Consider the following 14,076-nt stretch of genomic DNA (forward strand, 5'->3'; position numbering starts at 1 on the left):
GTTACTTACCTTCCACTTTGACCAAAATCTGCGCAAGCATTTCTGGCACCTCGCCTCCTGATCGGAGTGTCGCAGTCCGGTATGCGAGCTGGTTCTTCGCAAGATTTATTCCGGCATCAGTCTCAATAATATTGCAGGCAGATATCCACTCATCCCAGTTCGCGGACAGAAACGCCTCAAGGTGATCATCAAATATCGCGGCGACTTCGGAAATGGTGGCAGGTGGAAAATCTTCTTCAGGCAAGCCGAAGTACCGCATTAACCTGCGGTTCTCTACCGCATGATTTTTGCGCTCCCGATCTATGTCATCTTGCTTTTTGTTTTTAGCTTTGGCGCGCACTTCAAATCCACCGTCAGCATCAAAAAGCGCATAGACTGGAACACCAATAGATTTCAGAATCGCATGCGCGAGAGGTATTGATGTCTTGCTGCCGACTGGAACAATCGAGATACCTGCTGCCTCAAGAGCCCCCGGAGAAGTTCTATCGCCAATACCGTAGAACACAGCCGATTCGGTTGTCCCCTCCACAAGAAATGCGCGATTCGCGAAGAGTGCTATGGCAAGCTGGTCAGCCACGTTATGGTCGAGCCTGCGATCAATCACATCGCCATCCACTGTTCCATGTAGCCTGCCCTTCACATCCTCAACCGTTGCAAAGTGAACCGTCACCACCGGGACTTCGTCAGTTGATCTCGTCAGCCGTCTGACTTGGTGGAATTGCCGTGCCTCCAAGAAGTAGGGGCTATGCGTGGCATAGGTTACCTGGATGCGCTTGCCAGTATCTTCGGCGAGCGACCTAAGCACCTTCGCAAAGGTCTGCGCTTGGATCGGATGCTGGAAAAGCTCCGGTTCCTCGATGGCCAAACAGATGACACCCTCAGCGGAGGCCGCGCCCGATTGCGCCAAGAGCTGCAGAGCCGAGATCAGGAGCGTGCGCTGAAAACCGTGCCCTTGCCGCTCTACAGCTGTTTCAGTGGTGCCATCGAGCACGGCTACATCAAAGGTTGTGCGGGGAGCCTTGAGCTCCACTTCTGCCGGAGAAACCGTGATTGCCCGGCCTGGCGCATAGGTTGTGACGACCTCATTGAGCTGCGTTGTGATGGTCCCGAGTTGCTCCTTGAACTTCTCTTCATAAACCTGTTGCTGCTTTGCCCGTGACTCGGCAACGATTTCCGCGATCGCCTCATCAGCAGCAGTTCGATCAATCGAGCGCTCAAGGATTCGCCCAATGATGCTTGCCTTGCCATCGATCGACTCCTCACTTGCCCGAAGGTCGGCCGTCACCAAAACGAAGTCGAAGAGCCCACTCATCTTGCCGCCGCTGTTGAACCCAAAGAAATTGGTTTGCAAAGCTTCGGGGGCATCGAGAAGTTGATCCGTATGAGCCGCCTCCCAAGTTGTCATCGCCTGCTCCACGGCCGGGCCGGTATTCGCAGCAGGAAGATCAAGCTCCGGGCGCTCGCGCCGGAGAGTGGCGTACAGATCTTTCTTCGCAGTCACACCGCCTGCCGCCTTGATAGCATTGAAAGCTGGGAATCCCTTTGCATTGGCGGAGAGCACATCGGCGCCGTCAGGGGATCGGCGCTTCCATGCAGTGAACGTGACTACTCCTTCAGGTGCGTACTTGCCGAGTGCCTCGCGATCCTTTTCGGTGAGGTCTGCGAAGGTGACCTGAACCTCGATGTCTTCGTCCGTCGCCCCAAAAGAGCAATCCTTTTCTGTCAGCGAGCCGGGCTTGCCATTGAAGAACCAGTCAAGCGCACGAAGCACCGTTGATTTGCCGGCACCGTTCGGCCCGATGAAAGTCGTGACGGAATCGAACGGAATCGTTACGTCTTTCAACGTGCGAAAGTTTCGGATGCGAACGGATTGGATCTTCATTTCGGGCCTCTGCTCCTTGTGGTTTATGTATCTCGCTGTGAACGACGGCAGAACCTACCCCTTTGCCGCCTCGGTCAAAAGATCGTCAACCGAGCGCGCAACCACATACCGGGCGGGGTTCTCACCAACCCCCAGCGCAGTGAAATGTGCCTTGCCGCATTCGATCTTGGCGCTTTCCTTGTCGCGCAGGTCGTCGGTGAACAGGCTGCTCTTGGTTTCCACCACAAAGTACAGGCGCTGGCTACCATCCTCTTCCACCAGCACGGCCCAGTCGGGGTTGTAGGTGCCCAGTGGCGTGGGCACCTTGAACCAGCCTGGCAGCTTGGCGTAGAGCTTGATGGCTTCGTTTTTCTCCAGCCCATCGGCGAAGTCCCGCTCGGTGGTCGAGTCGTACACCACGTGCTCGTAGATCGACTTCTGGGTATCCAGCAGCATGTTCTTGAGATAGCCGGTGAGCTCTTCCTTCTCGAACAGCTCCTGCGCATAGACATGCTGGTCGCCGAGCTTCTGGTACTTGATGCCATCGACCAGGGCCAAGCGCTTGCAACGGTTGATGGTTTCGGCGGTCAATTCGATGAACTGCTGCGGATTGCGCTTGAAGTCGTCCAGGCGGCCGCTTCCCGTCAGGATGCTGACGATGGTGCGTCGGGTGAGCTGGGTGCGGTCCTGCAGGTCGGTCAGCAAATCCGGCAGCTCGATATCCGCCTCGTCCAGCACCACGGTCGCCGCGCCCGCTTTTTCCGTCGCGGCGACACCCGCCTTGCCGATAGAAATGTCGGCCTTGCGCCATTGCAGCCGTGCCTTGGCAATCACCGGAGCCTTCTGCAACGCTGCAATGCAATCCGTCACCAGCTTGGCGTTATCGAATTGCACGCGGTACGTTGTCTGGTGCTTGATGCGGTCCCACAGTGCCTTGAACTCGTCGCTCAGATAAACGGCCTTGCCATCTTTGCCCTTTCGCAGCGGCACTTGCCTGCGCTCATCGGCATTCTTGATGTCGAGCCGGCCCGACACCTTGCGCAGCACTTCGGCAATCTGAGCCTTCTGCGCATCAAACTCAGGCGGCAGTTCCAAGGTGCCGTTCTTCAGCGCCGTTTTCAGCGAATCCTGCACCTTGCCCGTGGCATCAATATGGCCGGTGGCTTTCAAGTGCTCCCACAGCGCCTTCGATTGCTCGATACCCAGCGGCGTGGCATGCCCGTCAGCACCGGTCACGGCAATGGCGGCAAACTGGTGTTGCTCCACGATGCCAAAACGGATGCCGGTGTCCTTCTCGATTTCCTTTTGCAGGTTCTCGGCAAACTGTTCGTAGTTTTCCGTGGCCACCACAGTCAAGGTGTTGACCTCGAAGCCGCGCACCCGCTCGCCGTCCTGATTGACACACAGGCGCAGCCCACGGCCAATGGTCTGGCGGCGCTCGCGTTCGGTCTGAATGTCACGCAAGGTGCAAATCTGGAACACGTTGGGGTTGTCCCAGCCTTCCTTGAGCGCGGAGTGAGAGAAGATGAACTTCAGCGGCGTGCCGAAGGACAGCAGCTTTTCCTTCTCCTTCATGATCAGGTTGTAGGCGCGCTCGGCATTCTCCCGGTTGCCCGCATTGTTCTCGGCGGTGTCAGTCCAACCGCCTTTCTTGTCGATGGAGAAATAGCCGTTGTGCACCTCTTCGGCGGCGGACGCCAGGTCGATCTCGGCAAACAAGCTCTGGTAGGCCGGCAACTTGGCGGCACGGCGATATTCCTCTTCGAACATCTGCGCATACACGCCCTTGACCGGCTGGCCGTCCGCATCGTACTGACGGTACTTGTCCACCGCGTCGATGAAGAACAGGCTCAACACCTTGATCCCCAATGGGCGCAGGTGCTTTTCCTTGTCCAGGTGTTCCTTGATCGTGCGACGGATCATCTCGCGTTGCACGGCCAGCGCATCCACATCACCGTGAGCTTGGCCAGGCTGCAAGAACACTTCGCCGCCGGGGTAGCGCAGTTCCATGAACTCTTCGCCCTTGGCCGTATTGATCTCGCCCACCCGAAAATCGGCGTAGATCGCGCGGCCATCGGCGCTCTGCTGAAGGTCGTCGCCATCGCTGACCGTCACCTCCACCCGCTGCACGCCAGTGGCGGCCTGTTTATCCAGCTCGATCTTGGCGCTGATGCGGCCGCGCTTGTTTTCCACCTTCACCAGGCGCACGAAAGGCTTGTTGTGCGCATCCTCGACCGTGGCCGAGGCCACCTCGATTTGCTTGACCAGCTTGCGTTCATACGCATCCACGGCATCCAGGCGGAACACCATATGGTGCTTGTCCACATGGGTGGCGGAATAGCGCAGTGTGCAGAGCGGGTTCATGGCGTCCAGTGCTTCCTTGCCACGGCCTTCCAGGCCGCCGTCCACGCTTTGCGGCTCATCCACGATGATGATCGGCCGGGTTGCCTTGATCAGGTCGATGGGCTTCTCGCCGCCGGTCTTCTCGCTCTCCTTGTAGAGGTTGTTCACATCCTTCTTGTTGATGGCGCCCACCGTCACCACCATGATCTGGATGTTGGAACTGGTGGCAAAGTTGCGCACCGGCCCGGGCTTGCCCGAGTCGTACAGGAAGTAATCGAAGGGCACGCCCGCGTAGAGCCCCTTGAAGTGCTCCTCGGTGATTTGCAGGGTTTTGTAGACGCCTTCCTTGATCGCCACTGACGGCACCACGATCACGAACTTGCTGAAGCCGTAGCGCTTGTTCAGCTCGAAAATCGTGCGCAGGTACACATAGGTCTTGCCGGTGCCGGTTTCCATCTCCACCGTGAAATCGCCCGAGGTCAGCGCGCCGGAGGGCGGCAGGCCACCGCGCAACTGGATGTCTGACAGGTTCTTGAGCAGTTCATCATCCAGCAGGGTCAAGCGGTTGCCCATGCCAAGGTCAGACTGCGCCACATCCAGCGACATCTGCGCCTCGTCGGGCAGCCTCATGGTCACCGTGAATTCGGTGCGGCACTGCTCCTGGCCGCGGAACAGGTCGCAGACCGCCTCGATGGCCTGAAGCTGGTAGTCGAGATCGGGTTCAAAATGCAGCTTCATGGGCCATCCTGGTCGTTGTGGAGTCCGCAAACGACACAAACACGTTTGCGGAGCGCAAAAATACAATCAGACTCCACAAACATCTTTGTGGAGTCCAGCCGCTACACAAGCCCGTCATAGAACCTCCCGGCCTTCGGCAAGGTTGATCAGGCGGGGAAAGCACAGGGTGGCGGCACGGCGGCCGCTGCCGGGCTGCAGCTCGCGCAAAATGCCGGCATCGCGCAACTGCCGCAGCAACGCGGGGGCGGTCTTGTCGTGAATGCCATAGTCCGCCGCCAGCTGCTGCGCCAGATCCGAGGTGCGGAAAATGGGCTTGCTGAAAATGGCGTCCAGCAAGTGCACCGAATATTGGGAGTGGGTGGTTTCCTGAATGGCCACCTTCATCTCGTCGTAGAGCGTCTTGATGGCTTCCACCCGGCGAATGTTCTGCCCCGCCTGCTCAATGATGGCGCGCAGGAAGAAGGCAATCCAGCCATCCCAATCGCGCTCGGTGGAGATCGCCTTGAGCCGTTGGTAATACTCATCCCGGTGATTTTCCAGGTACTCGGACAGGTAGAACATCGGCTGCGACAGCGCGCGCTTCTGGTAGAGAAACAGGGGGATCAGAATGCGGCCAATACGGCCATTACCGTCCTTGAACGGGTGCAGCAACTCGAACTGCGCATGAACCACCGCCACCTGCAGCAAAAAGTCCACGTCATCGCTATCCAGGTACAGCTCCCATGCCTGCAGATAGTCAGGCAGCTGTAACGGGTTGGGCGGCACGAATGTTGCCTGCTCCATGCTGCAGCCCTGGCGACCGATCCAGTTCTGATCGAGGCGAAATTCGCCGGGCGTCTTGTCCTGGCCGCGCACGCTGTTCATCAGAATGCGATGCAACTCGCGCACAAAACCAAGGCGGATCGGGTACACCTCCAGATACTCCCGCGCCTTGAACAAGGCGTGGCGGTAATTGGAAATTTCCTGGATGTCCTTGTATTTCTCGCCCTCCTTGAGCAAGCCCGCCTCCTGCTCCAGCACCTCGTCCACCGTCGCCTGTGTGCCTTCGATTTTGGACGACAGCACTGCTTCCTGCGTGGTCAGCGGCGAGAGCATCACCGCCGGATTGGGGATGCCCGCCAGCAAGCCGTCATAACGGGCCAGTGCGGCATTGGCCTGGCCGACCAAGGGCAGCAACAGGCGGTAATCCAGTTCGCTCAGGGGTAGTGCATCGGGCACATAGGGCTGCATGGCGGGCCTCACAGACTGCGCACGGTGGCGATGCCGTGCTGTTGCAGGATCGCCGCCATATTGGTCTTGGCCACGTCATCGGCAAAGGCGCTGTCGCGGAATACGCAGGTAGTGTCACCGGCGGGGGCCAGTTCCTTATGCCAGGCAGCAATGCCATCGGCCAGGGCTTCGACCTCGGCGGCGTTGATGTTTTCGCTTAGGCAGGCCAGCAACACACCACCGCCGACGGCGTGCACCGCCTTGCCCGCGATGCTGCGCTGCTCTATGGGCACGCACAGGTCCAGGCCGAGCTTGAGCAGCAGCTCGTACAGCACATCGGCCTCGGAGCGGCCTTCGAGCAGGTGATCTTGATGGTCGAACAGCGAGGCTTCCAGATTATCCGGTTTTGGATTCCAGGCGCGGATGTTGGAGGTGTCGAGTTTGAAGACGCGGAAGCCGGTGTCGCCAACGAACAGTGGGTTGTCCGCTTTAACCTTGTCTCCAGCGCGACGTAGACGTTCTTTCGTCAACTCAGCGATGTTTCGCTTAAGTCCAAGCTTGTCGCATATCGTGGCGGCTGCCTTCTGGTTTTTTTCAGTTGGATTCAACGGCTCAGGAAGTTGAATTGTCAGGATGCGTCGCGCAGAACCGTCGATTGCGTTCTGCTGCATCACGGCTTGTCCTGCTGCTGCTGAACCCGCAAACAGGTCGGCAACAATGTCATTCCCACTCGAACCGAGCAGCACACACGTACGAAGAAAATCGATTGATTTCGGAAAGTCGAACGACTCGCCCGGAATCAACTCCTTCAATGCTCGCTTGGCGCTATCGGTCGAAAACTCGCCGCCAAACCACACCGACTTCGGCTTCGACGTGCGCTCGATGGCTTCATCTTCGTCATCATCAGCTTCATCATCGGCGTCATCCACCGCAATCGACGGATCAAGATACACTCGATGATCAACATCCAGCCTGCCACTACGCCCAGATCGCTTTGCGTGCATCCAATCCAGATGCTGTTCCACTTTTTCATATCCCCAGCGCCAGCACCCTTCAGAACCGTCTCCACGCAGAGGGAAAATCTCGACATCGGTGTTGCTTTTTCGACTCAGTGAACATACGCCAGTCGTCTCATCCCAATAAATAGGGAAATACATCTTGGGGCGATCCTCGCGACGATCCGGGCCTCCACGTTTTCTCAAGTCTCGAAGCGCATATTTTTGGCCATTTGTATCCTCGTGCTTGAATGCAGCGCGCTGCGCCTCAGTCAGCGGTAGGCCGTTAGAAACAAAGCCAGGATTTGCGTAGACAACAACGTATTCGTGACAAGCGGCGATGTGCTTTTTGTCGTTGCGCCCCTTCATATTGTTGACAACGGCAACGGTGGCAACGAAGTTTTCTTCGCCAAAAACTTCATCCGCGAGCATGCGGAAATTATGAAGCTCATTGTCGTCAATCGAGATAAAAACGACTCCATCCTTCTTGAGCAAACCCTTTGCCAGCTTCAACCGTGGATACATCATATTCAGCCAGTCCGTATGAAACCTCCCGCTGGCTTCGGTATTGCTGCTAATCTTCTGCCCGCCCTCGATTTGGCCGGTCAATTCCAGATAGTTCTTGATGTTGTCCTGAAAGTTGTCCGGGTACACAAAATCCTTGCCGGTGTTGTACGGCGGGTCGATGTAGATCAGCTTGACCTTGCCGGCATAGCTTTTTTGCAGGAGCTTGAGCACCTCAAGGTTGTCGCCCTCGATCATCAGGTTCTGGGTGGTGTCCCAGTCCACGCTGTCTTCCGGGCAGGGGCGCAGCGTGCCGGTGCTGGGCGTGAGCGCCAGTTGGCGGGCGCGGCGCTTGCCATGCCAGTTGAGGCCGTACTTCTCATCAGCATCGGTGACGGTGGCATCGCCCACCAGCGCCTTGAGCACATCCACATTCACGGCCACGCCGTCTTTGCCTTCCGTGAGCAGTTCCGGGAACAACGCCTTGAGCTGTTCGATATTGCCCGCCACCAGGTCGGCGGATTGGGCTTCGGGGCTGGCTGCCGTGAGTTTTTCCATGGTCTTCTCCGTCATTCGTTCAATCTTCAAAGCTGTTGTTGTGCAGCGGCCAGTTCGGACTGGATGCGCTTGAGCGTCAGGTTCAGTTCCACCTGGCGCGCCAGTTGTTTTTCTTTGGCCGCCTCGGCCCGCAGGCGACTGATTTCGCCTTCCAGCCGCTGGCAATCGATCAATGCCTGTCGTCGCGCCGCGGTCTGTTCGGGTGTTGCAGCGGTTTGATAGCTTCCTGTGCGTCGCGCTGCGTGCAGGGACTGCACGCATTCGATCCAGCCTTGATAAAGGGCATGAAGCGAGGCCTGGGGCTGACGCGCAATTGCGAGGGATTGCACGAAGGCATGTTCGGCTTCGGGACGTGCCTTCGTATCAGCCTCGGTTGTGCCACTGGCCGTGCGGGATAAAGAGGCCGACACCAGATCGCCGTCGAGCACGATTTTTTCTGCCTCGTTCTGCGCCCAGCGTTTATGCGCCAGCGAGAGGGTCAGCGTGGGCCCGTCAGCTCGTCTTTCATCCAGCAGTAACAGCACCGGGTAAGGCACGGCCCGATGCACCAATTCGACCAGGCGTGAAAGACTGGTGGGCTTGATGGCACCGCGCAAGGTGACCGCCAGCACCGCGATTTCCAGGTACTCGCGCTGCGTATCGCGGTACTCGGGCACGCCGATGGTGTTGGGCTTGAGGGCGGCCAGCCACTGGATGTCTTCAATGGCATCGGTGATCAAGCGCTTGTCGGACGCCGTGGCCGCACCGTTCTCCAGCAACAGCTTTTTGGGCACGCGCTGGCCCACCCGTGCGCTATCCGGGAGATTCAGGGCACTGACGACATCCGACCTGTTCATGACGAGAGTGCCGCCCCAAATGCCTTGACCGTTTCTTCGCTGTCGCGCCCGGCGATGGTTTTGCCCATGGCCTGTTCGATCAGCTTCAACAGTGCGGCGGCGCGTTGGCGGATAAACGCATCGAAGTCGTCAGAGCGCAGCGCGGTCACCGGGATCACGTGGGAGAGCAGAAACTCGTCCAGGCTATCGGGGGCCACCTGCTTGGCTTTCTGGATGCGGGCGAGGTACATGCTGGGCGCATCCCCGCTGATGAAACGGTTGGTGCCAGCGGCCAGAGGGGCCTTGTTGACCACGCTGTTCCATTTCTCCTTGGGCAATTTCTGCTTTTCGCACCAGGCACGGGGGAACACATGGTGGATGTCGATGGCGTTGTTGAAGTAGGTGTTGAGGTCAATCGGCGTACCGCTGACGAAATCCCGGCCGCCATGTTTCATGAGCAAGGCGGCCAGCCCCTTGTAGGCGGCTGCGAGGCGGCTTTGCAGGGACAGCAGGCGCGTCGGCGCGAAGTTGGCGTCGCGCACCGTGCGCGGTTCGCTGCCGCTTTCGACCCAGGCGACCACATCCTGGATGTCCATGCCAAAACGGGTTTCGTTGGCGCCACCGTACAGTTCACCCAGAACACCGCTCCAGTACCAGCGCAGCAGCTTTTGTTTGACGCCATGTTGCGTGGTGCGGTCTGCCAAATGAGCGCAGATGGCCGACAACGGAATGAGTTGCGTGGCATAAGGCAGGCTTCGGTCGTCGAAGATTTTTTCCTCCGCCAGCAACTCGGCTGCCCGCTTGAAGCCTTTCTCCAAATCAGATTCCAGCGCCTTGAAGTCCGCCAGCGGCAGCTTCAGCACGTCGGCGCGCTTGCAACTGACGGGCGTGCTCTGCACCTTGTGCCGCCGGTAGCTGGCCAACAGGGTCACTGCGGTGAGAAAGCTGGTGCCGTCCACTGCCGTGAGCACGTCATGCTTGGCCGTCAGCCGCTCCTGCCGCGCCTCCCAGTCATCACGAAGATTGAATTCATCGGCCGCGAAGGTTGCCGTCATCAGCTCGAAGACGGTGAGCGTCACGCCACCGGTATTGACCTTCTCGAAGACCTGGCACACGGCTTCGCGCGGCGTGTCCTGGGTCAGTTCGATGGCAGGCACCTTGAACTGTTGGAAGCGCAGCCAGATTTCGTTACGAAACCGCTGCATGAACTGCATGGCTTCCGCTGCGAACTGATGGTGCGCGCTGAAGCCGCTTTCCCAGGCCATAAAACCTTGAATATCGAAGAGTAATGCCACCGGGAAGAGCCGCTGGTCGTACTGCAAATCAGGTGTGCGGACATCCAGATCGACTTTACGGCCGAAGTCGGACGTGACTTGCAGTGTCTCCGGCAGCGAGAGAACTGCGTCTTCCCGGTCTGCCGACTCATCCAGGCATTGGGTCATGTCAAGGAAGTACAGGCGGCGAATATTCGCGCCTTTCTCCGTGCGTGTCGGCACGGGCTGGCCGCTGCGCAGCGCCAGGTACATGGAGGTCAAGCGTTGCTGACCATCAAGTACGAGGGTTTTTGGAGCAGGCGCAGGCTGCAGGTTGACGCCGGCAAACAGGCGAGGTTTGAACGGCACACCGCCTGCTTCCAGAAACATCACTGCGCCAATCGGGTAGGACAGCGAGAGGCTCGCAATCAATGACCGAATATGGTTGTCATCCCACACCCAACCGCGTTGGAAGTCAGGAAGCTGGATTTGCCCCGATGCAATGCCATCGAGGACATCTTTCAATGCGGGTTCGGCGGTGCGAAAGCTCATGCGGGTCCTTGTAATCAAATACTTTGTTCATCGGGCAGCACGACGAGAAATGCCACCACCTCAAAGTCGCCACTGCCGGCGAACTCGCCTTTCATGGAGTGTGTGCCGCCGGGCGTGAACAGGCTGGCCACGGCCCGCTCCTCGTGCTTGCCGGCGACGGATGCCACAGCCGCTGCGAGCAGCTTCTGGGCGTGGCGCATGTCTTCGCCGCCTTTGCTTGCCTTGTCGAAGCGCGCACAGGCACTGTCATCCGGCCGTTCGCGCCCCAGCGCCAAGCGCTTGAGACGATCGAGAATGCGCTTGGCCTGCGGGTAAGGCAGCAACACGTGGCCGTCATCGCCGACATGTACCAGGTAGTGCGGTGCCAGTGGGTAGTCGGACGTCGTGGCAGGCCTTGCTGCCGGGCCGCAGGCTTGCAGGCAGAAGATCACGCCGGGCGGAATGTCGGCATCCAGCGTGGTGGTGACTGCATAAGCGCCCAGCGGCTGGGTGTCCAGCTTGCCGGGGTGCGTTTTCAGGAACTGCGCTAGGTCGATGCGGAAGTCGGTCAGGGTGAGGTCGGTGATCGCCACGCCAGTCGACAGGTCTTCCATGTCGATCACCGTGTCCTGCAACTTGAGCAGTTGCTTGCGCCGGTACTCCAGGTCGTTCATGGCGTTGCCGGACTGTTGCTCGATCAGGTTCTCTTCGCCGGTGGCCGAGACATCGAGCAGCACCATGCGGCCGCTGACGCGCTGTTCCAGGTTGATGTATTCCTCCAGCTCCATGTTGGGCCAGAAGTTCACCAACTGGATGCGCTGGTTGGGCGAGCCGATGCGATCGATACGCCCGAAGCGTTGGATGATGCGCACCGGGTTCCAGTGAATGTCGTAGTTGATCAGCCAGTCGCAGTCTTGCAGGTTCTGCCCTTCGGAGATGCAATCGGTGGCGATCAGCAGATCGATTTCGCCTTCACCCGCCATGTCTTGCGGGCGCTCCTTGGCACGCGGCGCGAAGGCCGACAGCACATCGCCCATGCCTTTGCGCAGGCCCGGCAGCGTGACCTGGATGCCGGCGCTGCCGGTGACGACGGCCGTATGCATGCCCAGCGTATCCCTGGCCCAGGAAGCAAGCTGGGCGTAGAGATAGTGCGCAGTGTCCGAGAAGGCGGTGAACACGATGATCTTGCGGTTGGCTTTGCCATCGTGCGTGTTGATGGGCTGGGCGCATTTGCGGGCAATCATGTCGCGCAAGGCCGCCAGCTTGGCATCACGCGCGGCATCCACTTGGCGCGCTGCCGCCAGCAAGGTCGCCAGGCGGTTGCGGTCTTCCAGCAGATCCTGCTTCCAGCGAATCAGATCCACATCGCCCAGCAGCACCTTGACCTTGCGCCCGACCAACAAGGTCTCGAACGCCGGGTCGTCGATATCGACGTCGGCAATGTCGATTTCCTCCAGCGCTTCGGCATGGGACTCGATGCGCGCCAGCGTGTTCTCTACATCCTTGAGTTGGCGCTGCACGGTCAGGGTGAAGGACGAAACGCAGCTTTCCATGCGTTTGAGCACGTTCACACGCAGCAGGTGGATCAGGCTTTCTTCGCGATCCGCCTGACGGAAGAAACTTTCGCCGCCACGCACCTGGGTGCTGTACTTGGCGTCGTAGGCCGCCTGCTTGTGGGGCAGCACATAGCGCAGCGGCGCGTAGCTGGCGAGCGTGAGTCGGCGGATTTCCTGGTTGATGTCGCGGATGGCACGGAATTCGCCCGCAAGGTCCACGTCGGCCTTGATGTTGATGGGCGGCAGTCGGTCGGGGAAGCGGCCGGTCTCGCTGGTGCCGTAGTACTTCTCCACATGCCGCCTGGAGCGGGCAATGGTGAGATGATCCAACAAGGTGAAGTAGTCAAAACCCAGCATTTCCACCAACTGGGTGGGTGTCTTTTCAGCGTCGTCCAGTGCCAGCCAGCGGTTGAACTGCGCCTGCGCCTTGCGGGTCGTGGCCTCGATGCTGGCGATGCCGTGCTCCATCAGGGCAGTGTCATCCCCCTCGGTGACAAAGGCGATCTGGTTGCGCAGGTCGGCCAGGCGATTGTTGACCGGCGTGGCCGAAAGCATGAGCACGCGGGTCTTGACGCCTTCGCGGATGATGCGTCGCATCAGGCGGTCGTAGCGCGATTCCTTGCCCTTGTGCGTGGCCTTGTTGCGGAAGTTGTGTGACTCGTCGATCACCACCAGGTCGTAGTTGCCCCAGTTCACATGCGACAGGTCGATGTCACCAGATACCCCGCCATCGCGCGACAGGTCGGTGTGGTTGAGCACGTCGTAGTTGAACCGGTCGGCCGCCAGGGCGTTACGCTTGTCGTTGGCCTTGTAGAGCGTCCAGTTGTCGCGCAGGCGCTTGGGCGCCAGCACCAGCACGCGGTCGTTGCGCAGTTCGTGATACTTGATGATGGCCAGGGCTTCGAAGGTTTTGCCCAGACCCACGCTGTCGGCGATGATGCAGCCGCCAAAGCGGTTCAGCTTGTCGATGGCACCCACCACACCGTCGCGCTGAAACTTGAAGAGCTTTTTCCACACCACGGTATTGCGGATGCCGGTGGCGGACTTGACGATGCGCTCCTCGTCCATCTCGTCACCGCTGTCCTGAAACAGGCGGTGCAGCATCAAGGTGTAGATGGTGAAGGGGTCACGGTGCTCGCCCAGCGCCTGCAGTGCTTCAAGGATGGACTCGCTCTCGTTGCGCTGGCCTTTGGAGTCGGTGGCATCAGCACCATGCAAGCCTGCCCACTGGTGATCAAACCATTGGGCGAGCTGCGCGGCTTCGTCGACCGTTTCTGATGCCTGAATCAGGTTCAGAGGGTTGCCCGGCGTCAGACCAAGGCCAGACGTGTTGAAGGCAAAAGAACCCAGAATCACTTGCGCAGGAGCCCCGTCCGGCCCGCGCATAACGGCAGCTCCCTGTGGCACCCCTTTTGATGCCCGCCGAAGCGCCACTTTCTCTGTGATCCATTTCGCGCATTGATTGGCCAACCAGCGTGCCTGCAGACGATTGCGTGCAGCGCGGTCGCTCTCCGTACCCAAGAGTTCAAGTGCCTCGTTGTCAGGAGGCACGATCAATTGAACTCGATCCAGAGCAGACAACGCCTCCCGGATTTCTGCAAAGGCGTAGAGAGAGAACGAAGGCGTTACACAGTCGAGTCGGTTGCCGTGCTTGAGGTGGGGCTGCATCAAGTCGATGACGCGCTGTGTTCCGGTGTTTTGGATCAGCTTCAT

At 59.2% G+C, this 14,076-nt stretch carries 7 protein-coding genes; all 7 read right to left on the reverse strand.

Annotated features, from left to right (window positions below):
- Position 1: 1 nt before the first annotated feature.
- Positions 2 to 1,882, reverse strand: a complete 1,881-nt coding sequence (locus tag WG219_14970; GenBank protein WXL24615.1) for an ATP-dependent endonuclease — start codon at positions 1,880 to 1,882, stop codon at positions 2 to 4.
- Between the two features lie 54 nt (positions 1,883 to 1,936).
- The gene (locus WG219_14975) at positions 1,937 to 4,942 is read right to left on the reverse strand and encodes a DEAD/DEAH box helicase family protein (protein WXL24616.1); all 3,006 of its coding nucleotides are present in this window, start codon (positions 4,940 to 4,942) and stop codon (positions 1,937 to 1,939) included.
- Positions 4,943 to 5,056: 114 nt separating this feature from the next.
- Positions 5,057 to 6,172 carry a Fic/DOC family N-terminal domain-containing protein gene (locus WG219_14980; GenBank protein WXL24617.1) on the reverse strand — a complete coding sequence of 372 codons (1,116 nt, stop codon included), beginning with the start codon at positions 6,170 to 6,172 and terminating at the stop codon, positions 5,057 to 5,059.
- Between the two features lie 8 nt (positions 6,173 to 6,180).
- Entirely contained in the window at positions 6,181 to 8,208 is a 2,028-nt protein-coding gene (locus tag WG219_14985) for a site-specific DNA-methyltransferase (GenBank protein WXL24618.1), read from the reverse strand.
- A gap of 26 nt (positions 8,209 to 8,234) precedes the next feature.
- On the reverse strand, positions 8,235 to 9,044 hold the full coding sequence (locus WG219_14990; protein WXL24619.1) for a DUF4391 domain-containing protein: 810 nt from the start codon (positions 9,042 to 9,044) through the stop codon (positions 8,235 to 8,237).
- Positions 9,041 to 10,828 carry a DUF262 domain-containing protein gene (locus WG219_14995; protein ID WXL24620.1) on the reverse strand — a complete coding sequence of 596 codons (1,788 nt, stop codon included), beginning with the start codon at positions 10,826 to 10,828 and terminating at the stop codon, positions 9,041 to 9,043. The genes WG219_14990 and WG219_14995 overlap by 4 nt, the downstream gene beginning before the upstream one ends.
- A 14-nt stretch (positions 10,829 to 10,842) precedes the next feature.
- Positions 10,843 to 14,076 (reverse strand): helicase-related protein, encoded by a 3,234-nt coding sequence (locus WG219_15000; protein ID WXL24621.1) that lies wholly within the window; start codon positions 14,074 to 14,076, stop codon positions 10,843 to 10,845.

The sequence above is a fragment of the Pseudomonas mendocina genome (assembly GCA_037482215.1).
GTDB lineage: Bacteria > Pseudomonadota > Gammaproteobacteria > Pseudomonadales > Pseudomonadaceae > Aquipseudomonas > Aquipseudomonas mendocina_E.

Bases quoted from the DNA above. Each gene is read 5' to 3' on its own strand.
- WG219_15000 (WXL24621.1), bottom strand. From the start codon at position 14,076: ATGAAGCTGATCCAAAACACCGGAACACAGCGCGTCATCGACTTGATG.
- WG219_14995 (WXL24620.1), bottom strand. From the start codon at position 10,828: ATGAGCTTTCGCACCGCCGAACCCGCATTGAAAGATGTCCTCGATGGC.
- WG219_14975 (WXL24616.1), bottom strand. From the start codon at position 4,942: ATGAAGCTGCATTTTGAACCCGATCTCGACTACCAGCTTCAGGCCATC.
- WG219_14985 (WXL24618.1), bottom strand. From the start codon at position 8,208: ATGGAAAAACTCACGGCAGCCAGCCCCGAAGCCCAATCCGCCGACCTG.
- WG219_14980 (WXL24617.1), bottom strand. From the start codon at position 6,172: ATGCAGCCCTATGTGCCCGATGCACTACCCCTGAGCGAACTGGATTAC.
- WG219_14970 (WXL24615.1), bottom strand. From the start codon at position 1,882: ATGAAGATCCAATCCGTTCGCATCCGAAACTTTCGCACGTTGAAAGAC.
- WG219_14990 (WXL24619.1), bottom strand. From the start codon at position 9,044: ATGAACAGGTCGGATGTCGTCAGTGCCCTGAATCTCCCGGATAGCGCA.